The sequence below is a fragment of the Streptomyces sp. SID5469 genome, from assembly GCF_009862865.1.
In the GTDB taxonomy this organism is placed as follows: Bacteria; Actinomycetota; Actinomycetes; order Streptomycetales; family Streptomycetaceae; genus Streptomyces; species Streptomyces avermitilis.
This window is the reverse complement of record NZ_WWIN01000001.1, coordinates 8093727-8115910: the sequence shown is the minus strand read 5'-3', so window position 1 is coordinate 8115910 and position 22184 is coordinate 8093727. Positions and strand designations below refer to the sequence as shown.

Sequence of the window (22184 nt, the reverse complement as noted above, 5' to 3'; positions counted from 1 at the left end):
TGCGGATTTTAAGATGCGCGTCCAGAGTACGGCGGGGTGGGGGGTGGGCAGGCGCGATCGCCCGCCCACCGCCCCGGCGTACTACTTCTCGGTGACTCCCGCCGAGTCGAACGTCGCCACCTCGTGCATCGCTCGCGCGGCGCTCTGGACCACGGGCAGCGCCAGCAGCGCGCCCGTGCCCTCGCCCAGGCGAAGGTCCAGGTCGACCAGGGGGCGCAGTCCGAGCTTGTTCAGCGCGGCCACGTGGCCCGGTTCCGCGCTGCGGTGGCCCGCGATGCAGGCGGCCAGGACCTCGGGGGCGATGGCGCGGGCCACCAGGGCCGCGGCGCCGGCGCTCACGCCGTCCAGGATCACCGGCGTCCGCAGGGACGCGCCGCCGAGCAGCAGGCCGACCATCGCCGCGTGTTCGAGGCCGCCGATCGCGGCGAGGACGCCGATCGGGTCGGCCGGGTCCGGCTGGTGGAGTTCGAGGGCTCGGCGGACGACCTCGGTCTTGCGGGCGAGGGTCTCGTCGTTGATGCCGGTGCCCCGGCCCGTCACCTCGGCCGGGTCCGCCCCGGTGTAGACCGAGATCAGGGCCGCAGAGGCCGTGGTGTTGGCGATGCCCATCTCACCGGTGAGCAGGGCCTTGTTGCCTGCCGAGACGAGGTCGCGGGCGGTCTCGATGCCCACCTCGATGGCCGCCTTGACCTCCTCGCGGGTCAGCGCGGGACCGGTCGTCATGTCGGCCGTACCGGCGCGGACCTTGCGGGGCAGCAGGCCGGGGGTCGCCGGGAGGTCGGAGGCGACGCCGACGTCGATGACGCAGACCTCGGCGCCGACCTGGTTGGCGAACGCGTTGCAGACCGCGCCGCCGCCGAGGAAGTTGGCCACCATCTGGGCCGTGACCTCCTGCGGCCACGGGGTGACGCCCTGGGCGTGCACGCCGTGGTCGCCCGCGAAGATCGCGACGGCCGCGGGCTCCGGGATCGGCGGCGGGCACTGGCGGGACAGGCCGGACAGCTGCGCGGAGATGATCTCCAGCATGCCGAGCGCGCCGGCGGGCTTGGTCATCCGCTTCTGCCGCTCCCACGCCTCGCCGAGCGCCTTGGCGTCGAGCGGGCGGATGTTGGAGACGGTCTCGGCGAGCAGGTCGTGCGGCTCCTCGCCGGGCAGGGCGCGGCGGCCGTACGTCTCCTCGTGGACGACCCACGACAGCGGGCGGCGCTTGGACCAGCCCGCCTGCATCAGCTCGGGCTCGTCCGGGAACTCGTCGACGTAGCCCACGCAGAGGTAGGCGACGACTTCGAGGTGCTCGGGCAGGCCCAGCTCGCGCACCATCTCGCGCTCGTCGAAGAAGCTGACCCAGCCGACGCCGAGGCCTTCCGCGCGGGCCGCGAGCCACAGGTTCTCGACCGCGAGCGCGGAGGAGTACGGGGCCATCTGCGGCTGGGTGTGCCGGCCGAGGGTGTGGCGGCCGCCGCGGGTCGGGTCGGCGGTGACGACGATGTTCACCGGGGTGTCGAGGATGGCCTCGATCTTGAGTTCCTTGAACTGCTTGGCCCGGCCCTTGGGCAGCGACTTCGCGTAGGCGTCGCGCTGACGCATGGCCAGTTCGTGCATCGAGCGCCGGGTGTCGGCGGAGCGGATGACGACGAAGTCCCAGGGCTGGGAGTGGCCGACGGACGGCGCCGTGTGGGCCGCTTCGAGGACGCGCAGCAGTACCTCGTGCGGGATCGGGTCGCTGCGGAAGCCGTTGCGGATGTCCCGGCGCTCGCGCATCACACGCAGTACGGCCTCGCGCTCGGCCTCGTCGTAGCCGGGGGCCGCCGGGCCGGTGGACTCTCGTACGTCTTCCACTGCGGCCGTGCTCTCTTCCTGGTCGGCGACCTGGGTGTCCAGGTCATCCGCGTGCTGTGCGACTACGGGCTCGGGGTCCGCCAAGGGCGGCTCCGGGGTGGGGAGTTGCGATACGGGGGGCTGCGCCGCGACGGGTGCCTCGGCCTCGCGGGGGGCGGGCACCGTCACGGCGGGCGTCTCCTGCGCGGCCATCACCGGAGCCGGGGCTTCCGCCTCGGTCGGCACCTCGGCCGGCAGCTCGTGCGGCGCCTCTTCCGACAGCTCGTGCGGCGCCTCTTCCGACAGCTCGTGCGGCGCCTCGGACGGCTCCACGACGGCCGGGGCGGCCTCCTCGGCGACCGGCTGCTCCTCCGCGGGGAGGGGCGGCACCGTCATGGCGTGCGACGGGGTCGGGGCCAGGTGCGGGGTGGTGGGCACCGCGCCCTCCACCGGCACGAACTGCCCGAGGGACTGGTCGGCGTGGGGCTCCGGGGAGAAGCCCGGCGGGCCTGCCGGGTCACCGTGCGCGGGCTGCTCGCCGTGCTGCGCCTGCCCCGCGGACGCCTGGGGCGCCACGGCGTGAGCGCCGACTCCGACGGGCACACCGTGCAGGGCCGCGGCGGCGTGCTCCGCGTACTGCGGCTCCGGCTCGGCCTCCGCGTGGCCCTGGGCCCCTGCTTCGGCGACGAGTTGCGGCTGGACCTCGTCGGCGACAGGCCGCGCGTCCTCGTCGGGGAGTGCCGTGTCCGCGAACTGGACCGCGGTGTCCGTGATGTGGACGGCCGGGGCGGCGAGCTGCGGCTCGGGCACGTGCGCGGCCTGGGGGTCGAGGGCCGGGTCCGGCGCCTGCTGGGGGTCGAGGGCCGGGTCCGGCGCCGCATGCAGGTCGAGGGAGATTTCCGGCGCCTGGTGCGGGTCCTGCGCGGGCCCGGGCTGCTCGGTCCCGGCCTGCGGCACCGCCTCCGCGGCGGCGGCCTGGGCCGGATCCGGGGCGGCGTCATACGGGGGTACGGGGAAGTCGGCGGCCGGCGCGGGCACTGCGGTGTCCGGAGCGGCCGGCGGCACGGCGATGTGTCCGGTGTCGCCCGTCGGCTGCGCGGGGTCGGGAGCCGCGGGGAAGGGCGTGGTGTCCGGGGCCTGCGGTTCGGGCGAGCCGTCCGGGACGGGGCCGGTCCCGTCGGCGTACTGCACCTGCGGGTGGGTGACACCGTCCGGTGAGCCGTCCACCGCGTAGAGCGCCTCGGCCTCGGGAGCGGCGAACGGCGTCTCCGCGGCCGGAGGAACGTCCGTGGGTGCGGCGGCCCCGGCGTGCTGCGCGTCCGCGGCCGGCGGCTCGTCCGAGGCGTGCGGCACCTCGGTGAACGCGGGTGCGTCCGGCGTCTGCGGGGGCTGCGGCGCCTCCACGAAGGCCGGTGCGTCCGGCGTCTCGGCCTCGGCGAAGGGCGGCATCTCGGACGCCTGCTCGGGCTCGACGAACGGCGCCGGCTCGTCGGCCGGCACGGTCCCGAGACCCGGCGCGGCCTCCGGGACGACCGGGGCGGCCGGGGCGGCCTCCGGGACGACCGTTTCTGCGGGGGGCCCCTCGGGGCTCACCGGTGGCACCGCCTGTGTCTGCGGCGGAGCGCCCCAGGGCACCGCGCCCTGGGGAGGGGTCTCCGCGAGCTGCGGCGGCGCGTCGAGGTACTCGGGTCCGGTCGTGGGCGGTCCCACCTGGCGCAGCGGGGCGTCCGCCGGGCCGCGGTCCGCCAGCGAACGCACCGGGCTCGACGAGATGTCCGGGGTCGGCGGGCCGAGGTGCAGCGGGCGGCGCGGCGGGGTCGCCTGCGGCGCGGCTGCCTGGGACAGCGTACGGACGGCGCTCAGGTCCACGGAGCCGCTGTCGCGTCCGTCCGTCTCGTGCGGTCCTGGCTCGTGGACGACGGGCGCCGGGGCCGGCATCGCCTGCGGCATCTCATTGCCCCAGGCACCCTGCTGGCCGGGCATCAGGAGCAGGTCGTCGTCATCGGCGGCGGTGTCGGAGGGGTCGAGGTAGGTGTACGCGCCCGGCGCGGGGACGCCCGGCTGCTCCACCATGCCTGCGTTCTCCGGCAGTCCCTCGCCCGGGACCTGGCCGGTGTCGGTCATGCGTACCCCTCGCCCATCGGTTTAGTGCTTCTTCGCCAGCTGGCCCGGAACGGCGCACCGACCGCCCCGCAGTGAAGAACGAGCGTGCGTGCCCAGCGGCACGAACGACCCGCCAGCAAAGGCGACAAAGCCATTAACTGGCATTGTCCCGGTCGTCCCGCCGTCGCGACAGCTTGATCCGCGACAGCCCGCTGTGGACTGCGCCACGTTGCGCGCCCTCCGGCTCCGCCGTACCACACACATCCCAAAAGAGGCGCGTTTTCCGGACATTGACCGACGAGGTGCCGGGTGACCGGAGTGCGGTACAACGATCGGCCAGCCTACCGCGCCGGTACGACAACAGGATCACGGGGAGCGGTCGGGCAATCGGCCGCTGAGCAGGAACGCGACGCTCCGCTCCTTCTCCGTCCAGGCCCTCGTGTCCAGCTCGACGGACTGCAGGAGGGCGCACTCGACCAGGTAGCCGTGCTCCGTCAGACCCCTGCCGATGAGTTCCGCCGCGTCGCGGGTCGCGGCATGCGTGACGATGCCCTGCGGGCGGCGGTCGGCGACGGCCGAGACCACCGCGGCTCCCCCGCCCCCGACCCGTACGACATCGGGTTCGGGGAGGTTCTCCAGTATGTGCGGCGCGGCGCCGTGCACGACCTGGAGCTGGACGCCGAAGCGGCGCGCGGAGACCGTCGTACGGCCGCAGGCGTCCTGGTCCCGGTCGACGGCGATGACGGCGGCGCCGCAGCGCGCCGCCTCTGCGGCGAACGCCCCGCTGCCGGAACCGATGTCCCAGACGAGGTCGCCCGCGCGCGGCCCCAGGCGGGCGAGCTGGGCGGCGCGCAGCAGATCCGTTTCGCCTTCGCCGAGTGCGCCGCCGTACGCCTCGGCGGGCAGCGCCCAGCCGCGCGGTTCCGCGCCCGGTTCGCGTCCGGCGATCCAGCCGCCGCCCTCGACCGCGGTCACGGGACCGCCGATGACGATGACGACGTTCGGGTCGCGCCAGGTGTGGTCGGCCGCCTTGTCGGAGGTCAGGACGGTGACCTGTTCGCGTTCGGTGCCGAGTTCCTCGCAGATGACGAAGGTGCGGTGGACTCCTTCGAGCAGCAGGCCGAGTTCGGCGGGTCCGGCGCCGGGTGAGGTGAGGACGGCGACTTTGGTGTGGGCGCGGCATACATTCACCGCCCGTCGCAGGGTGCGGCGGTGTGCGACGACCACTTGGGCGTCGTCCCAGGGCATTCCGGCGCGGGCGAAGGCGGTGGCGACGGACGAGACCGCGGGCACGACCTCGACCTCCAGGCCGAACTCGGGGGCGCGCAGCGTGCGTACGACACCGAAGAAGCCCGGGTCGCCGTCGGCGAGGACGACGGCGGTGCCGCGGTGGGCGGCGATACGGCGGGCGGCGAGGGCGACGCTGCCCAGGCGGATGCGCTCGGCGGCCGGGGGGACCTCCGCCAGTGTCAGGTGGTGGGCCGCGCCGGCGACGAGGGTGGCGGCGCCGAGGGCGGAACGCGCGGCCGCGGTCAGGGGCGAGCCGTCCCAGCCGATCACCGTGACCCGGTCGGCCATCGTCGTCAGTCTCCAGGGGGTCTTCGCAGGTCGTCAGGGCAGCCCGTGCATGGCGCTCCGTGAGCGTACCTGGTGGAGCTGAATGGTGCGGCGTACGGGGGCCGGGCCGGGTTCCGGCGGCCCCGTGGTCTCAGTTCCAGTCGGAGAACGACGTGAAACCGCCGGTGTCCGCGAGTTCCTCGCCGACTCCGTCGAGGTCCTCCGGGAGGAGGCTCCAGACGATGAAGTCGGTGCGCACGTCGGTCCACGTGCCGTCCTCGGTCCGGACGTGGGCTATGCAGGCGTTGCGCAGGACGCCCTCGCTGATGCAGCCGATCTTCTGGGCGACCTGCTGGGAGGCGGTGTTGTCGGCCGCCGTGCGCAGCTCGATCCGCTCGAACTTCTGGTCCCCGAAGAGCCATTGGGCGGTGGCGAGCGCCGCCTCGGAGGCATAGCCCTCGCCGCGGGCCCAGGGGGCGATGACGTACGAGATTTCGGTGGACCGGATGTGCCAGTTCGTCTTGTCGAGCTGGACGATGCCGACCAGTCGCTGGGTGAGGAACTCGGTGACGGCGAGGTCGAGGCCGCGGCCCGCGGTGCGTTGGGCGGGCGCGTACTCGGTGATCCAGCGGCGGGCCCGGTCCTCGGTGTAGGGCTGGGGCACGTCGGTCCAGGCCCCTACCTGCTCGTCGTTCATCATCTCGGCCAGGGCGGGGACGTCGTCCTCGTCGAGGGGGCGCAGTACCAACCGCTCCGTGCTGATGGAGATGTTGGGGAAGGTGCTAGTCATGCGCCGCTCCGTAACCTTCGGAAACCTTCAGGGCCTGCTGAACTGCCCAGCATGCAGTATCGAGGTACCGAATCGCACCACGGGGTCCACTCCCGGTGAAGGAGTGGACCCCGTGCGTTGCGGTGTCCGGCGTCAGCCGGAGACGACCGGCAGGACCGAGCCGCGGTACTTGTCCTCGATGAACTTCTTCACCTCGGGCGAGGTGAGGAGCTTGGCGAGTTTCTCGACCCGCGGGTCGTCCTCGTTGCCCTTCTTCACGGCCAGGAGGTTGGCGTACGGGTTGTTCTCCGCCGACTCCAGAAGGATGGCGTCCTTCGTCGGGCTGAGACCCGCGTCCTGGGCGTAGTTGTTGTTGATCACCGCGGCGGCCAGGTCGTCGAGCGAGCGCGGCAGCTGGGCGGGTTCCAGCTCCTTGAACGTCAGGTGCTTGGGGTTGGACGTGATGTCCGCGGGGGACGCGTCCGTGCCGGCGCCCGCCTTGAGCGCGATGACGCCCTTGGACGCGAGGAGCTTGAGGGCGCGGCCCTCGTTGGTCGTGTCGTTGGGTACGGCGACGGTGGCTCCGTCGGCGAGCTTCGTGACGTCGGTGACCTTCTTCGAGTACACGCCCATGGGCGGCAGGTACGCCTTGACGACGGGGACCAGGTCGGTGCCCTTGGCCTTGTTGAAGTCGTCGAGGTAGGGCTGGTTCTGGTAGAGGTTCGCGTCCAGTTCGCCTTCCTGGAGGGCGGTGTTCGGCAGGACGTAGTCCGTGAACTCCTTGATCTCCAGGTCGAGGCCCGCCTTCTCGGCGAGGTCCTTCTTGATGTACGCGAGGACCTCGCCGGCGGGGACGGCGGTGGCGCCGACGACGAGTGCGTCGCCGTCGCCACCGCTCTTCGCGGAGTCGGAGTCGGAGCCCGAGCCGCAGGCGGTCAGGCCGAGTCCGAGGGCGAGTGCGGCCGCCGCCGCGGAAATGACGGGCTTACGCATTGCTGAGAGCTCCTCAGAAGGACGGGATGACGGAGCCGGCGTACTTGTCCTCGATGAACTTCTTCACCTCGGGCGAGGTGAGGAGCTTCGCGAGCTTCTTGACGCGCGGGTCCTTCTCGTTGCCCTTCTTGACCGCGAGGAAGTTGCCGTAGGGGTTGTCCTTCGGGGACTCCAGGACGACGGCGTCCTTGGCCGGCTTGAGGCCCGAGGAGATGGCGTAGTTGCCGTTGACCACCGCGGCGTCCACGTCGTCCAGGGAGCGCGGGGTCTGGGCCGCCTCCAGCTCCTTGAACTTGAGGTTCTTGGGGTTCTTGGTGATGTCCCCCGGGGTCGCTTCGTTGCCCACGCCGCTCTTCAGCGTGATGATCCCGTTGGCGTCGAGCAGCTTGAGCGCCCGCGCCTCGTTGACCGTGTCGTTCGGGATGGCGACGGTCGCACCGCTCTTGAGGTCGTCGGCCTTCTTGACCTTGTGGGAGTAGAGGCCGAGCGGTTCCAGGTGCACCGTGACGACGGGCACGATGTGGGTGCCCTTCTTCTTGTTGAAGTCGTCGAGGTAGGGCTGGTTCTGGAAGTAGTTGGCGCCGACGGAGCCGTCCTCGGTCGCCGTGTTCGGCGTGACGTAGTCGGTGACCTCCTTGACCTCCAGGTCCAGGCCCGCCTTCTTCGCCAGGTTCTTCTTGACGAAGTCGAGTATCTCGGCGTGCGGGGTGGGACTCGCGGCGACGATCAGCGGGCCACTGGTGTCGGAGGCGGAGTCCTTGTCCGAGCCGCAGGCCGAGAGCCCGAGGGTGAGGGCTCCGGCGGCGAGGACAGCGGTGGTGATCTTGGCGGTGTTACGCACGAAAAGTGCCTTTCCTGATGGGTGGAGCGACCCCGTCTTGGGTGGTACGGGGAGTTCGGGGAGGGGGTGACTCAGGCGACCTTGCCGACGTCGGCCGTGGCCGCCTCGCCGGTGGGGGCGTCGGCCGCGGGCGTCCTGTCCGCGGGCGCCTTGTCCTTCAGCAGCCTGAGCTTCGGCGCGACACCGGACCGGCCGCCGCGTCGGTGCAGTCCGCGGGCCGCGTAGTCGCCGGCGAACTGGATGAGGGAGATGACGACGGCGAGGATCGCCACGGTGATCCACATCAGGCCGGTCTCGAAGCGCTGGTAGCCGTAGCGGATGGCGATGTCGCCGAGGCCGCCGGCGCCGACGGTGCCGGCCATCGCGGAGTAGCCGATGAGCGCGACGATGGTGGTGGTCGCCGACGAGATCAGCGAGGGCAGGGACTCCGGCACGAGGACCCTGCGGACGACGGTCCAGGTGTTGCCGCCCATGGACTGCACGGCCTCGACGAGTCCGCCGTCCACTTCGCGGACAGCCGTCTCGACCAGACGCGCGAAGAACGGGATCGCGCCGATCGCGAGCGGCACGATCGCCGCCTCACGGCCGATGGTCGTCCCCGTGATGGTGCGGGTGAAGTTCATCAACGCCACCATCAGGATGATGAACGGCAGTGAGCGGGCGACGTTCACGATCTGCCCGACGACCTTGTTCGCCACGACGTTCTGGAGGAGTCCGCCGCGGTCGGTCAGGACGAGCAGGAGGCCGAGCGGGAGTCCGCCGACGATCGCTATGAGCGTGGACCAGCCGACCATGTAGAGCGTGTCCCAACACGCCTGGGACAGCAGCGGCTGCATCTCGGACCAGGTCACTTGGCACCTTCCTTCACCAGTACGGACTCCTGGTCCGACTTGTCGACGACGTCGATCTGCAGACCCTGTTCGCGCAGGAAGCCGATCGGCACCACGTTGTCCTCGTAACGGCCGGGCAGTTCGATGCGCATCCGGCCGACCTGGAGGCCGCCGACGGTGTCGATCGCGGCGCCGAGGATCGAGATGTCGATGTTGTACGTGCGCGAGAGCTGCGAGATGACGGGCTGGGTCGCGGCCTCGCCGTGGAAGGTGACGTCGACGACGGTGCGGTCGTCGCCGGAGGCGTCGCCGGTCACCGGGAAGAGCGCCGACGCCAGTTCGGAACCGGGGGTACCGAGGAGTTCGCTGACGGTGCCGGACTCGACGATGCGGCCCTTCTCCATCAGGGCGGCCGAGTCGCAGATGCTCTTGACGACGTTCATCTCATGGGTGATGAGCAGGACGGTCAGGCCCAGCTGCCGGTTCAGGTCGCGCAGCAGCTGGAGGATGGAGCGGGTGGTCTCGGGGTCGAGGGCGCTGGTGGCCTCGTCGGAGAGCAGCACCTTCGGGTCGCCGGCCAGGGCGCGGGCGATGCCGACGCGCTGCTTCTGGCCGCCGGAGAGCTGGGCGGGGTAGGCCTTGGCCTTGTCGGTGAGGCCGACCAGGTCGAGGAGTTCGAGGGCCTTGCGGCCGCGCTCCCGGCCGGAGACGCCGAGGATTTCGAGCGGCAGCTCGACGTTGTCCTGGACGGTGCGCGAGGACAGCAGGTTGAAGTGCTGGAAGACCATCCCGATGTGGCTGCGCGCCGTGCGGAGCTCCTTGCCCGCGCGCGGGCCGCGGCCGGCGAGGGCGGTGAGGTCCTGTCCGGCGACGGTGACCGTGCCGGAGGTGGGACGCTCCAGGAGGTTGACGCAGCGGATGAGCGAGGACTTGCCGGCGCCGGACTGGCCGATGACGCCGTAGACCTCGCCTTCGCGGACGTGCAGATCGACGCCGTCGAGGGCGGTGACCTCGCGGCCGCGCGAGCGGTAGACCTTGGTGAGGCCCGTTGTCGTGATCACTGGGGTTTCCGTCACTGTCGAGTGCAGGGCGTGGGTGTGCGCCGGGCACGGATGCATTCGGTCGGGAACGCGGCACGGTTCTCGCGATGGCGATGGAACCGGGGGGGAGAACGTGTGCGCGGGCAGCCCGGGTCACGTACGGGGTACGGACATGGGGCGGCGGTCTCGCTTCGGGGCGCGAGACCAGGCGGTGGTGCGGGGGCCCTCTAGAAGGCGCACATTCGACACATACAGCGAGCACCGGGCGTCATGGTCGCCTCGGTCGCAAGGGTGCGGCTGCTCGTCGTGGTCATGGGATCAAGTAAAGCAGACGCACAGCGGAGGCCCGCCAGTGCTGTCCGAATAGCGGACAGCCGTGGACAGCTTTCGGCCTCGGCCGGAGATCCTCACCCGCCGCTGGTGACCAGTGCGGACAGGGCATGGGGTCCCTCCCTACGGGTCGGCGTCCGGCTCGGCCGCCTCATGGGTTGTGGCCAAGGCCACGGTGGCCGCCCCGGCGGTGCGGCCGGCGCAGGCCGGCGGCGGACCGGGTGCGGCGGACCTGCCCCCGAGGCCGGGACGGCTCGGCGGTCGGGCCCGCGCGCGTGGGGCCTTTTGGCCCGTAATAGGGTCACGGCATGCTTGATGCCCTGACCGTGGTGACCGCCGTCGCCGCGCTGCTGCTCACCGCCTGGTGCGGCTGGGCCGCCTACCGCGATCAGCCGACCAAGGACTGGCACTTCATCGGCATGGCCGTGGTGTCGCTGCTCGCCGTGGTCCAGCTGGTCGTCGGCGTCGTCCAGCTGGCGCGCGGCCAGCAGCCGGAGCAGGGCACGACGATCTTCGTGGCGTATCTGCTGGGCGCCTTCGCCTGCGTTCCGGCGGCGGGCTTCATGTCGCTGGCGGAGCGCACGCGGTGGGGTTCGATCACCGTCGCCGCCGGTGGCGTGGTCCTCGCCGTGCTGGAGGTGCGGCTCTATGACATCTGGGGAAGCTGAGATGACGGCCACGCAAGAGACGAAGCCGGCCAGGACCCGGCTGATCGGCGGCCCGGGCATGCTGCTCGTGTGGCTGTACGGCGTCATGGTGGTCGGCGCCGTCTCGCGCTCCGCGGTGCAGATCTCGACGGAGTTCGACAAGGCGCCGCTCGCCTACTCGCTCTCCGCGGTGGCGGGCGTCGTCTACGGCTTCATCACGTACTCGCTGGTGCGCGGCGGCGAGACGGCCCGCCGGGCGGCGCTGGTGTGCTGCGCCGCCGAGCTCGTGGGCGTACTGACGGTCGGGACGTGGACGCTGGTCGAGCCGTCCGCGTTCCCGGACGCGACCGTGTGGTCCGACTACGGCATGGGGTATCTGTTCATTCCCGTGCTGCTGCCGTTGTCGGCCATGTACTGGCTCCGGAAGCGGGAGCGCTCCGCCGGGAGCCGGTAGGAGACGGCGGTCCGTCCCCGGGAGCCGGAAGGAGACCGCGGTCCGTCCGTTGCGAAGCTGCGGGACGTCTGTGGCTGGTCGCGCAGTTCCCCGCGCCCCTTCGGGGGCGCGGACGTGGAAGCGCCCGCTGGGACACGGCCGGCCCTCGGGAGGCGGCGTGTCGGGTTCGCGTCGCCGCGCCCCTGAATACGTAGTCGCCGCGCCCCTTCGGGAGCGGCGACATGTCTACGCCGTTGTCGCGTAGGTGCCCGCCGGCTTCTCCAGGACGATCATCGGGACTCCGTCGGCGCCCTTCGACGTGCCCACCGTCTCGTAGCCCACGCGCCGGTAGAGGCGGAGGTTGCCCTCACTGCGGTGGCCCGTGTGGAGGCGGAAGCGGGTGGCGCCGCGCTCCCCGGCCAGGGCCGCCTCGGCCGCGCGCAGCAGCCGGGCGCCGATGCCGTGCCCCTGGAGACGGGGGTGCACACAGAGTTTGCCGATGGACGCCGCGCCGTCCTCGGTCACGGTGCCGCGCACCGAACCGACCACCTCGTCGCCCAGCCGCGCCACGAACACGCAGTCGCCCGCGACCTCCGCGCGGACCGATTCGAGGGACTGGACGAGCGGGTCGATGCGGTAGTTGCCGTACAGGGCGGCCTCGCTCTGGAAGCAGAGGTACTGCAGCCGGAAGATCTGCTCGGCGTCCCGCTCGGTCGCCACAGAGATGGTCACGCTCATGCCCATGTGTGCACGCCTCCCGCTCACCTGCTCGCCAGTTGTCCCTCACTCCTATCCCCGCGGTTCACGGGCCGCAACCTCCGCGGACAGCAATCTGCGCAGACATCCCAGGCATCTGGAACGTTCCGGGCCCAGACTGCCCTGTGAGATACCCAACTCGCCTGCGATTTCGCGATACGTGAGGTCCTGGGGAGACAGCAGTGCGGCCATGAGGCGTGGGCAGCGGCCGGGCAGCCGACGCACGGCGGCGTGCAGGGCACGATGGCGAGCGGCGGTCAGCGCCTGCTGTTCGGGGCCGGCCGCGCCGTCGTCGGCGGGTTCGGAGCCGTACGGCAGCTCGAGACGGGCGGTGCGGCGGCTGCGGCGCACCTCCGAGCGGACGGCGCGGCGTACCCAGCCTTGCGGATCGACGAGGGGGCCGTCGGATTCGAGGCGCTCGAGGAGACGCAGCCAGACGGCTTGTTCCAGGTCGCTCTGGTCGGTACCGGCCGCATATGCCTCCGCCGAGGCCTCGGCGGCGAGCAGCGGGCGCAGGGTGGCAACCATGTCGTGGGTCATATGCGGCGGGACGCCGCCGCCCCGGCGGGAGGTTGCCGGGGCGGCCGACTGTCACTCCAACCGGGGGCGCGGAGCGATGGGTTGACCGCGGGACCTCAGCCCTCGGGAAAGGCCCCCGCTCAGCCGTTCAGGAAGTCCGCGCGGGCCAGGAGCGCGGTGTCCGCGTTGTCCGAGAAGACCCCGTCGATGCCCGTCCCGAAGTACGTCTTGAAGGCGCCGAAGACATCGCCGTAGGCGTTCGCGTCGGTGCCCTTCTTGAAGTTGGTCGGCAGGAAGGTGTTCTCGTTGCGCATGGTGTACGGGTGCAGGATCAGGCCCGCGTCGTGCGCGTCGGCGACGAGCGTGGTCGGCGTGGTGAGGTTGCCGCTCGCGTCCTTCGGGATGACCAGGTCGAGCGTCGGCCCGATGCCCTGCGCGTACGAGGCGATCCACGCCAGGCCCTCGGGCTTGACGAGGTCGGCGACGGTGCGCGGGTCGCCCGCCTCGACGAAGTCCCAGGGGCGGGTGTTCGCGGCGGACAGCAGCACGACGAGCGGGTTGCCGACCAGTTTGTTCAGACGCTGGATGCTGCTCGGCTCGAAGGACTGGATGATGACGGGCGAGTTCTTCTTGTCCTTGCCGTACTTGCGCAGCAGCTTGGCGACCCGCTCCTCCAGGCCGAGGCCCAGCTTGCGGAAGTAGGTGGGGTGCTTGGTCTCGGGGTAGATCCACACCTGCCTGCCGCGCTTGCGGGTCTGCTCGTCCTGCCACCGGAGCACCTCTTCGAAGGTGGGGATCTCCCAGCGGCCGTTGTAGATCGTGTTGCGCTGGCGGGTGGCGGGGATGCGCTCGACGGCGCGCAGGGTCTTCAGCTCGGCGAGCGTGAAGTCCTCGGTGAACCAGCCGGTGGTGGCGACCCCGTCGAGGGTCTTGGTGGTCCTGCGGTCGGCGAACTCGGGGTGCGCCGAGACATCGGTGGTCCCGCCGATTTCCGGCTCGTGACGGCATACGAGATGGCCGTCCTTGGTGGGCACCAGATCGCCGGCCTCGACGACGTGCGCACCCAGGTCGAGGGCCAGCTCGTAGGAGCCGAAGGTGTGTTCCGGCCGGTAGCCGCTGGCCCCGCGGTGACCGATGACGGTCGGCTTCGGCAGACTCCGGTAGCCGCCGCCCCCGTGCCGCTCGTCCGCTCTCGCCGCGGCGGGCAGTCCGAGGACCGCTCCGCCCGCGCCGAGCACCGCGGCCCCCAGCAGCGCCCGCCGCCCGGTCCCCCGCCCCGGCTCGTCCGACCGCTGTGTCCGTCGTGTTTCCTGCGTCCCCATGAGCGCTCCTCCGCCACACCGCCCTGCACCTGTCAAATCTGGTCGATCGTAGGTGTGCTCGAGTGACGGAGGGGAGACCTGCGGCAGAACACACGGGTGACGCTGGATGTCGCACGAGATGCCGTACGGGTTCGGACAGTTGACGGCTCGCCGGGTTCGGGGGCGCGGCAGGGGGCACCCGCGGGAGGGACGGGCCGCGCCCGACGGCGCGATCTCCGTCACACCGTGTCGTCCGCGTGAGGACCCCGCAGCGGGGCGCCACCGCAGGTAAACGTGCGTCAACAGTGCGTATCCAGTCGGTGAACCCGATGTGCAATCACCCGGGGGGCGCGAGTATCGTCCTCACCTGCACATACTCATACCGTTCGTTGACACCGGAGGGCCCGTTGTCCCGCTTCGTGCTCATCAAGGCAGTGCTCGGACCGATCATGCGCCTGATGTTCCGCCCACGGGTGGAAGGTGCGGAGCACATCCCGGGCGAAGGTCCGGTCATCCTGGCCGGCAACCACCTCACGTTCATCGACTCGATGATCATGCCGCTCTTCTGCGACCGCCAGGTCTTCTTCATCGGCAAGGACGAGTACGTCACCGGCAAGGGCATCAAGGGTCGGCTGATGGCCTGGTTCTTCACCGGCACCGGGATGATCCCCGTCGACCGTGACGGCGGCCGCGGCGGTGTCGCGGCGCTGATGACCGGCCGCCGGGTGCTGGAGGAGGGCAAGGTCTTCAGCATCTACCCGGAGGGCACCCGCTCCCCCGACGGCCGGCTCTACCGCGGTCGTACCGGTATCGCCCGCCTCACCCTGATGACCGGCGCCCCGGTCGTCCCGTTCGCGATGATCGGCACCGACAAGCTCCAGCCGGGCGGCGCCGGTTTCCCGCGCCCCGGCCGGGTGACGGTCCGCTTCGGCGAGGCGATGGAGTTCTCCCGCTACGAGGGCATGGACCGCGACCGCTATGTGCTGCGCGCCGTGACCGACTCCGTGATGGCCGAGGTCATGCGCCTTTCGGGTCAGGAGTACGTGGACATGTACGCCACCAAGGCGAAGGCGGCGTAGCGGCTCCGCCCACACCGTGAAAGGCCCGTCCCGGCTGTCGCCGGGGCGGGCCTCACCCGTTCGTACCCCTACGCCTCGAGTTTCTGGCCGCGCAGCAGGAACCAGGCCGCGACCGCCGTCGCGAGCAGTACCGCCGCGCCGGCGCCCGCCGCGAGCGCCAGCCCGTCGACGAAGGCGGCGCGGGCCGAGGACAGCACGGCCTCCGCGGTGTGCGCGGGCAGCCCCGCCGTCGACTCGACGGCACCACCGAGGGATTCGTGGGCCTGTGCCGGGGTGCCCGCCGGGCCGTGGAAGTCCCGGTAGACGCCGGTGACGATCGAGCCGAGCAGTGCGATGCCGAGGGCGGCGCCGAGTTCGTACGCCGTCTCGGAGACCGCGGCGGCGGCGCCCGCCTGGTCCTTGGGCACGCTGGAGAGGATCACGTCGGCGGTCACGGTGAACGAGAAGCCGGCGCCCACGCCGACCACGAGCAGCGCGGTCCCGAGCAGCGGGTAGCCGGTCGACTCGCTCAGCAGGGTGAGCGCGGCGAGTGCCAGGCCGACGGCGGCGAGACCGCCCGAGACCACGGCCCGCACCGAGTACCGGCGGGCGGCCCGCCCCGCGGCCAGGCCGGCCGCCACCGCGCCGACGGCGGCGGGGACTTCGGCGAGGCCGGCCTCGAACGGGGGCCTGCCCTGGACGAGTTGCAGGTACTGAGACAGGAAGAAGATGAGTCCGGACATGCCGAGCACGGTCAGCAGATCGGCGAGCACGGCCGCGGAGAAACCGCGGTTGCGGAACAGCCGCATGTCCAGCAGGGGCTTGGGCATGACGAGTTGGCGTCGTACGAAGCCGAAGAGGGCGGCGGCGCCGAGCGCTCCGGCGGCCAGCGCGTCCAGGGAAGGCCCGTGCGAAGCGGCCTCCTTCACCGCGTACACGATGCCGATCATGCCGACGAGCGAGAGGACGACACTGCTCAGGTCCCAGGGTCCGGGATCCGGATTCCGCGACTCGGGCAGGAGTCTGATGCCGACGAGGACGAGGACGATCATCACGGGGAGGTTGATCAGGAAGACCGAGCCCCACCAGAAGTGCCCGAGCAGGAAACCGCCGACGACCGGACCGACCGCGGTGCCGGCGGAGGCGGTCGCGCCCCAGACGCCGATGGCGAAGCTGCGTTCGCGCGGGTCGTGGAAGAGGTTGCGGATGAGGGCGAGGGTGGCGGGCATCAGGGTCGCGCCCGCGACGCCGAGCAGCGCCCGCGCCAGGATCATCAGCTCCGGTGTGGTGGCATAGGCGTTGAGCACGGATATCGCGCCGAACGCCGTGGAGCCGATGAGCAGCAGCTTCTTGCGGCCGATGCGGTCGCCGAGGCTGCCCATGGAGACGAGCAGGCCGGCGATGACGAAGGAGTAGACGTCACCGATCCACAGGAGCTGGGTGCCGGAGGGCTTCAGGTCCTCGCTGATGTACGGGGTCGCGAGGCCGAGGACGGTCGCGTCGACGGCCACGAGCAGCACGGCGAGGACGAGGACGGAGAGCGCGAGCCACCGGCCCGGGCGCTGCTCCACCTCCGCCACGGACGCCGGCCGCAGGGTGCTGGTCATGATTCCTCTCTCCGTAGCGCACCGCCGAGCAGCAGTTCGACGGTCATATAGGAAAAGTCCTTGGCGGCCACGCGGCCGTCCAGCACGGCCCAGGCGCCCGAGGCCATCAGGCCGTAGAGCGCCTCGGTGAGCCAGGCCGGGCTGAGGTCGATGCGGAACTCGCCGCTCTCCTGGCCGCGCCGGAACAGCGCGGCGATGCGCGCGTCCAGCCGGGCCCAGCCCTCGTGCTGGGCGTCGCCCTCGAAAAGCTGGTTCTCGGTGTAGAGGAAGGCGAGCAGCCGGGCGGCGGGCTCGATCTCGCTCACCAGCCGGCGTACGGCCTCGTTCGCGGTGCCCGCTTCCAGCCGGGCCGCGTCCAGCGCCGCCTCGCACTCCCGGATGCCCAGCTCTTCGAGCGCCCGGACGAGGGCGTCCCGCCCCGCGAACTGGCGGTGCAGCGTGGCCCGGCTGATCCCGGCCGCCTTGGCGACCTCGTCCATGGTGGCGGTGGACTTCCGGGTGAGCAGGTCCGCTGCGCTGCGCAGCACGTGTTCGCGATCGACAGCCATGAGACAAGCATAGACCAAGTGAGACATCTTTGTCTCATGAGGAGCGTATGCGTCTCACCTTCGTGTCGTTCACGGGGGTGAGTGCTCAGTGCCAGGGCAGCTGCCCGCGCCGCTCCCAGTACGTGCGCGGGTCCTCGGCGAGGGCGTCGAGGCGGGCGACCTGCTCGTCGTCGAGGTCGACGACGGCCGCGTGCAGGTTCGAGGCGAGCTGGTTGGTGGTGGCCGCACCGGAGAGGACGACTCCGGCCCAGGGCTGCCGCAGGACGAACGCGAGGGCGACGGCGTCGGCGCCGAGGCCCGCCTGCTCGGCGATCTCCCGCACCGGGCCGGGCGCGTGCCCGCCCGCCAGACGGCCGTTGGCCATGCCCTCCTTCACGATCACCGTGAGCCCGGCGTCCTGGGCTTCGGCGAGCGCGGGTCCGGCCGAGGTCTCGAGGACGTTGTACGTGGACTGGACGGTGCGGAAGAGGGGTGCGCCGTCGACCGTCACGGCGAGCGCGGCACGGATGGCGTCGGCCTGGGCGGGGCCGCTGGTGGAGAACCCGACGGTGAGTCCCTCGGCCGCGGCCTCGGCCAGCTCGGCGTGGAGTTCCTTGTCGGTGAGGGCCGGACTGTCCGGGGTCACCGAGTGGATCTGGTAGAGGTCGAGCCGCTCGCCGAGCAGCCCGGCGGTCTCGGCGCGCTGCCGTTCATAGGTGGCGGCACTGTGGTCCTTGACCTCGTGCTGCTCGGCGTCCGTGGTCCAGTCCGCCGTGTAGGTGTAGCCCCATTTGCTGCCGACGACGATGTCGTCGATGCCCGGCCGGGCGTTCAGCCAGTCCGCGAGGAACTCCTCCGAGCGGCCGTAGGAGCGCGCCACGTCGAAGTAACGGACGCCCTGGGCATAGGCGGCGTCGAGCAGTTCGTGGGTGCGGGCGCGCAGGGCCTCGACGCTGCGTACGGCGGGAAGGTCGTCCTCGCGGCCGAGGTTGATGTAGCCGGGGCGGCCGACGGCGGCCAGGCCGAGGCCGATGTGGGCGGTGGGAGTCGTCGCTGCGCTCAGGCGGGCGAAGGGCATCGCGGGCTCCGTTCGGTCGGCTCCTCTACGGCTCCGGACCAACCTATCCCGCGATTCCCTCGCTACACCCGACCTGCTAGTTCTTCTGCTTCGCGGTGGCCCAGGCGTGCTGTGCCGCCACGTCCGTCCTGACCTCGGCGAGCTGGACGGCGACCGCGCTGGGTGCCGTACCGCCGCGGCCGTCGCGGGAGGCCAGGGCGCCCGGGACGTTGAGGACGCCGCGCACCTCGGGGGTGAGGTGGGACGAGATCTTCGCGAACTGCTCGTCGGTGAGGCCGTCCAGCTCGATGCCCTCGCCCTCGGCGACCTTCACGCACTCGCCCGCGACCTCGTGCGCGACCCGGAACGGCACGCCCTGCTTGACCAGCCACTCGGCGATGTCGGTGGCGAGCGAGAACCCGGCCGGGGCCAGCTCCTCCATGCGCTCACGGTGGACGGTCAGCGTCGCCATCATGCCGGTGAAGGCGGGGAGCAGGACTTCGAGCTGGTCGCAGGAGTCGAAGACCGGCTCCTTGTCCTCCTGGAGGTCGCGGTTGTACGCGAGCGGGAGGGCCTTGAGCGTCGCCATCAGGCCGGTCAGATTGCCGATCAGGCGGCCCGACTTGCCGCGCGCCAGCTCGGCGATGTCCGGGTTCTTCTTCTGCGGCATGATCGACGAGCCGGTGGAGAAGGCGTCGTGGAGGGTGACGAAGGAGAACTCCTTCGTGTTCCAGATGATGACCTCCTCGGCGATCCGGGAGAGGTTCACCCCAATCATCGCGGTGATGAAGGCGAACTCGGCGACGAAGTCACGGGAGGCCGTGCCGTCGATGGAGTTGGCGACCGAGCCGTGCTCGAAGCCGAGGTCCTTCGCGACCGACTCCGGGTCGAGGCCGAGGGAGGAACCGGCGAGGGCACCCGAGCCGTACGGCGACACGGCCGTGCGCTCGTCCCACTGGCGCAGCCGCTCGGCGTCCCGGGACAGCGCCTGGACGTGCGCGAGGACGTGGTGGGCGAAGAGCACCGGCTGGGCGTGCTGGAGGTGCGTGCGGCCGGGCATCGCCACGTCCGGGTGGGCCTCCGCCAGTCCGATCAGCGCGTCCTGGAGGTCGGCGAGGAGGCCGCCGATGACGCGGGCGTGGTCGCGCAGGTACATGCGGAAGAGGGTCGCGACCTGGTCGTTCCGGGAGCGGCCGGCGCGGAGCTTGCCGCCGAGGTCGGGGCCGAGGCGCTCCAGCAGGCCGCGCTCCAGGGCGGTGTGGACGTCCTCGTCGGCGATGGTGCCCACGAAGGTGCCGTCCGCGACATCGGCTTCGAGCCGGTCGAGGCCCGCGAGCATACGGTCCAGCTCGTCGTCCGTGAGGAGGTTCGCCTTGTGCAGCACGCGCGCGTGGGCACGCGAACCTGCGATGTCGTAGGGCGCGAGCCGCCAGTCGAAGTGGACGGACGCGGACAGCTTCGCCAGGGCCTCGGCGGGACCGTCGGCGAAACGGCCGCCCCAGAGCCGTACGTCACCGCTGTTGCTGCTCACTTGCTGTGCTCCTCGGAGGGTGGTGGTTGTGCGGCCGCCTCCCCACTTGTCGAGTGAGGAGGCGGCCATCACGCTACTGCTTCGGGAAGATCGCTACCGCTTACGCCAGGTCGCGCTTGGCGGCGATCTTCGACGACAGGCTGTAGATGTCGATGAAGCCCTTGGCCGCGGCCTGGTCGAAGCTGTCGCCCGTGTCGTACGTGGCGAGGTTGAAGTCGTAGAGCGACGTCTCGGAGCGCCGGCCGGTGACGACGGCGCGGCCGCCGTGCAGGGTCATCCGGATGTCGCCGTTGACGTGCTGGTTGGCCTCGTCGATGAAGCCCTCCAGGGCGCGCTTGAGCGGGGAGAACCACTGGCCGTCGTAGACCAGCTCGCCCCAGCGCTGCTCGACCTGCCGCTTGTAGCGGGCGAGTTCACGCTCGACGGTGACGTTCTCCAGCTCCTGGTGGGCCGTGATGAGAGCGATCGCGCCCGGAGCCTCGTACACCTCGCGGGACTTGATGCCCACGAGCCGGTCCTCGACCATGTCGATCCGGCCGACGCCCTGGGCGCCGGCGCGCTCGTTGAGCTGCTGGATCGCCTGGAGCACGGTGACGGGCCGGCCGTCGATGGCGACCGGGACGCCCTCCTTGAAGGAGATGACGACCTCGTCGGCCTCGCGGGGCTCGGCCGGGTTCGAGGTGTACTCGTAGATGTCCTCGATCGGCGCGTTCCAGATGTCCTCCAGGAAGCCCGTCTCGACCGCGCGCCCGAAGACGTTCTGGTCGATGGAGTACGGGGACTTCTTGGTGGTGGCGATCGGGAGCCGCTTCTCCTCGCAGAAGGCGATCGCCTTGTCCCGGGTCATCGCGTAGTCACGGACCGGGGCGATGCACTTGAGGCCGGGGGCGAGGGCGACGATGCCGGCCTCGAACCGCACCTGGTCGTTGCCCTTGCCGGTGCAGCCGTGGGCGACCGTGGTGGCGCCGTGCTTCTGGGCGGCGGCGACGAGGTGCTTGACGATGGTCGGCCGGGAGAGGGCGGAGACCAGCGGGTAGCGGTCCATGTAGAGGGCGTTGGCCTTGACCGCCGGGAGGCAGTACTCGTCGGCGAACTCGTCCTTGGCGTCCGCGACCTCGGCCTCGACGGCACCGCAGGCGAGCGCGCGCTTGCGGATGACGTCCAGGTCCTCGCCGCCCTGGCCGACGTCGACCGCGACGGCGATGACCTCGGCGCCCGTCTCCTCGGCGATCCAGCCGATGGCGACGGAGGTGTCCAGACCACCCGAGTAGGCGAGTACGACGCGCTCGGTCACGGGCTTCTCCTCACACTGCAATCACTGACATGCATGAGTATGCAGGGCTCTGCATGATTCGTCAATCTCGGGCCGTCCGATCGAAATCTCAGGAAGCCTTGAACGCAAGAAACCGCTTTCCCGTACTTCTCGCCGAACGCAGGCGCCGCGTTCGTCAGTCAAGTCACCCCCGATCCGAGTGAGGCATCCGCATGTCCAGGGCTCTTCCGAAGTACAACAAGCGTCGCGTCGCGCTCATCGGCGGCGCCGCCGCCGTGGTGCTGTCCGGTGCGGTGATCGCCGGCTCCGCCCTCGCCGGGGAAACATCCAAGAGCAACGGCACGAGCGCCAGGACGCTGGCCGACACCGGCACGATCGCGTGCCCGGACGTCAAGTCGCAGCTGCCCAGCGTCCCGGCCTCCGCGCAGGCCGAGGTCGACCGCAACCTGGCGCTCCTGGACACCCAGCTCGCCGAGGCCAACAAGCGGCTCGTCGACACCGTCGGCCAGGGCGGCGCCAACTTCGTCCAGAACGCCATCCTCGGCCCGCTCGCCGACAAGCGGAAGTCCACGATCGACCGCATCGCCATCTCCATCGGCCGCACCGCCGAGAAGCCCCAGGGCCTCGACGCGCTCGCCGAGTGCGCGCTGAGCACGGACGGCGCGGCCGGTACGGGCGACGAGGCGGGTGCCGGCGACGAGGCGGGCGCGGGCGAGGAGGCCGGGGCCGGCGAAGAGGCCACGGCGGCGCCGAGCGCGACGGCCACGGACGCGGCGGACGACGGCGCGGGCGAGGCGGGCGACACCGGCGACGACGCGACCGGCGTCGGGACCATCAGCTGCCCCGACGTGGCCTCGCAGCTCCCCGCGATCCCCGCCACCGCGCAGGCCGAGGTCGACCGCAACCTGGCGCTCCTGGACACCCAGATCGCCGAGGCCAACAAGCGGCTCGTCGACACCGTCGGCCAGGGCGGCGCCAACTTCGTCCAGAACGCCATCCTGGGCCCGCTGGAGGACAAGCGGATCGCCACCGTCAACCGCATCGCCACGGCCATCGGCCGCACCGCGGAGAAGCCGCAGGGCCTCGACTCCCTGGCCGCCTGCACGCTCAACGAGTAGTGCACGGCGCTGTGGCCGCCCCGCGAAGCGCCGGCCGGGGCGGCCACGGTTTCGGTACGGGCAGTACTGCCGGTAC

19 protein-coding genes are annotated in these 22184 nt (G+C 71.4%); 4 read left to right on the top strand and 15 right to left on the bottom strand.

Translation table 11 applies throughout. The features are described 5' to 3' along the window. Positions 1-81: 81 nt before the first annotated feature. The 7 genes from cobT to GTY58_RS35220 form a co-directional block, all read right to left on the bottom strand. Positions 82-3942 (bottom strand): nicotinate-nucleotide--dimethylbenzimidazole phosphoribosyltransferase, encoded by a 3861-nt coding sequence (gene cobT, locus GTY58_RS35250; protein ID WP_010988194.1) that lies wholly within the window; start codon positions 3940-3942, stop codon positions 82-84. A gap of 345 nt (positions 3943-4287) precedes the next feature. Continuing rightward, complete coding sequence (cbiE, locus tag GTY58_RS35245) at positions 4288-5499, bottom strand: precorrin-6y C5,15-methyltransferase (decarboxylating) subunit CbiE (protein WP_010988193.1); 1212 nt, start codon at positions 5497-5499, stop codon at positions 4288-4290. A gap of 130 nt (positions 5500-5629) precedes the next feature. Further along, positions 5630-6268: a GNAT family N-acetyltransferase gene (locus tag GTY58_RS35240; protein ID WP_010988192.1), complete on the bottom strand. Its 639-nt coding sequence runs from the start codon at positions 6266-6268 to the stop codon at positions 5630-5632. A 132-nt stretch (positions 6269-6400) separates the two neighbouring features. Continuing rightward, on the bottom strand, positions 6401-7240 hold the full coding sequence (locus GTY58_RS35235; protein WP_010988191.1) for a MetQ/NlpA family ABC transporter substrate-binding protein: 840 nt from the start codon (positions 7238-7240) through the stop codon (positions 6401-6403). Positions 7241-7253: 13 nt separating this feature from the next. Continuing rightward, the gene (locus GTY58_RS35230; RefSeq protein ID WP_010988190.1) at positions 7254-8081 is read right to left on the bottom strand and encodes a MetQ/NlpA family ABC transporter substrate-binding protein; all 828 of its coding nucleotides are present in this window, start codon (positions 8079-8081) and stop codon (positions 7254-7256) included. Between the two features lie 71 nt (positions 8082-8152). Further along, on the bottom strand, positions 8153-8932 hold the full coding sequence (locus tag GTY58_RS35225; RefSeq protein ID WP_010988189.1) for a methionine ABC transporter permease: 780 nt from the start codon (positions 8930-8932) through the stop codon (positions 8153-8155). Beyond that, positions 8929-9972, bottom strand: coding sequence for an ATP-binding cassette domain-containing protein (locus GTY58_RS35220; RefSeq protein ID WP_037646523.1), 1044 nt, complete (start codon positions 9970-9972; stop codon positions 8929-8931). The genes GTY58_RS35225 and GTY58_RS35220 overlap by 4 nt, the downstream gene beginning before the upstream one ends. Positions 9973-10589: 617 nt before the next feature. On the opposite strand from GTY58_RS35220, the gene GTY58_RS35215 reads away from it, so the two are divergent. Both GTY58_RS35215 and GTY58_RS35210 read left to right on the top strand, forming a co-directional pair. Further along, complete coding sequence (locus GTY58_RS35215; RefSeq protein WP_010988187.1) at positions 10590-10949, top strand: hypothetical protein; 360 nt, start codon at positions 10590-10592, stop codon at positions 10947-10949. A 1-nt stretch (position 10950) separates the two neighbouring features. Then, entirely contained in the window at positions 10951-11382 is a 432-nt protein-coding gene (locus GTY58_RS35210; RefSeq protein ID WP_037646520.1) for a hypothetical protein, read from the top strand. 225 nt (positions 11383-11607) lie between these two features. Here the strand turns inward: GTY58_RS35210 and GTY58_RS35205 are convergent, their stop codons facing one another. From GTY58_RS35205 to GTY58_RS35195, 3 genes are all read right to left on the bottom strand, one after another. Continuing rightward, positions 11608-12105 carry a GNAT family N-acetyltransferase gene (locus GTY58_RS35205; protein WP_037646517.1) on the bottom strand — a complete coding sequence of 166 codons (498 nt, stop codon included), beginning with the start codon at positions 12103-12105 and terminating at the stop codon, positions 11608-11610. A 45-nt stretch (positions 12106-12150) separates the two neighbouring features. Next, the gene (locus GTY58_RS35200) at positions 12151-12657 is read right to left on the bottom strand and encodes a sigma-70 family RNA polymerase sigma factor (protein WP_010988184.1); all 507 of its coding nucleotides are present in this window, start codon (positions 12655-12657) and stop codon (positions 12151-12153) included. 119 nt (positions 12658-12776) lie between these two features. Continuing rightward, complete coding sequence (locus tag GTY58_RS35195; RefSeq protein WP_010988183.1) at positions 12777-13958, bottom strand: glycerophosphodiester phosphodiesterase; 1182 nt, start codon at positions 13956-13958, stop codon at positions 12777-12779. Positions 13959-14266: 308 nt separating this feature from the next. Between GTY58_RS35195 and GTY58_RS35190 the strand changes: the two genes are divergently transcribed. After that, on the top strand, positions 14267-15016 hold the full coding sequence (locus GTY58_RS35190; protein ID WP_078234579.1) for a lysophospholipid acyltransferase family protein: 750 nt from the start codon (positions 14267-14269) through the stop codon (positions 15014-15016). Between the two features lie 68 nt (positions 15017-15084). On the opposite strand, the gene GTY58_RS35185 is transcribed toward GTY58_RS35190, so the two are convergent. From GTY58_RS35185 to GTY58_RS35165, 5 genes are all read right to left on the bottom strand, one after another. After that, the gene (locus GTY58_RS35185; protein ID WP_010988181.1) at positions 15085-16602 is read right to left on the bottom strand and encodes an MFS transporter; all 1518 of its coding nucleotides are present in this window, start codon (positions 16600-16602) and stop codon (positions 15085-15087) included. Continuing rightward, positions 16599-17150 carry a TetR/AcrR family transcriptional regulator gene (locus GTY58_RS35180; protein WP_037646515.1) on the bottom strand — a complete coding sequence of 184 codons (552 nt, stop codon included), beginning with the start codon at positions 17148-17150 and terminating at the stop codon, positions 16599-16601. Before GTY58_RS35180 ends, GTY58_RS35185 begins: the two co-directional genes overlap by 4 nt. An 85-nt stretch (positions 17151-17235) precedes the next feature. Next, positions 17236-18207, bottom strand: a complete 972-nt coding sequence (locus tag GTY58_RS35175) for an aldo/keto reductase (protein WP_037646512.1) — start codon at positions 18205-18207, stop codon at positions 17236-17238. A 76-nt stretch (positions 18208-18283) separates the two neighbouring features. Then, entirely contained in the window at positions 18284-19717 is a 1434-nt protein-coding gene (argH, locus tag GTY58_RS35170) for an argininosuccinate lyase (protein WP_010988178.1), read from the bottom strand. Positions 19718-19817: 100 nt separating this feature from the next. Next, positions 19818-21011 carry an argininosuccinate synthase gene (locus GTY58_RS35165; RefSeq protein WP_037646511.1) on the bottom strand — a complete coding sequence of 398 codons (1194 nt, stop codon included), beginning with the start codon at positions 21009-21011 and terminating at the stop codon, positions 19818-19820. Positions 21012-21202: 191 nt separating this feature from the next. Here GTY58_RS35165 and GTY58_RS35160 point away from each other — a divergent pair, with 191 nt between their 5' ends. Next, on the top strand, positions 21203-22108 hold the full coding sequence (locus tag GTY58_RS35160; protein WP_010988176.1) for a hypothetical protein: 906 nt from the start codon (positions 21203-21205) through the stop codon (positions 22106-22108). Positions 22109-22184: the final 76 nt, after the last annotated feature.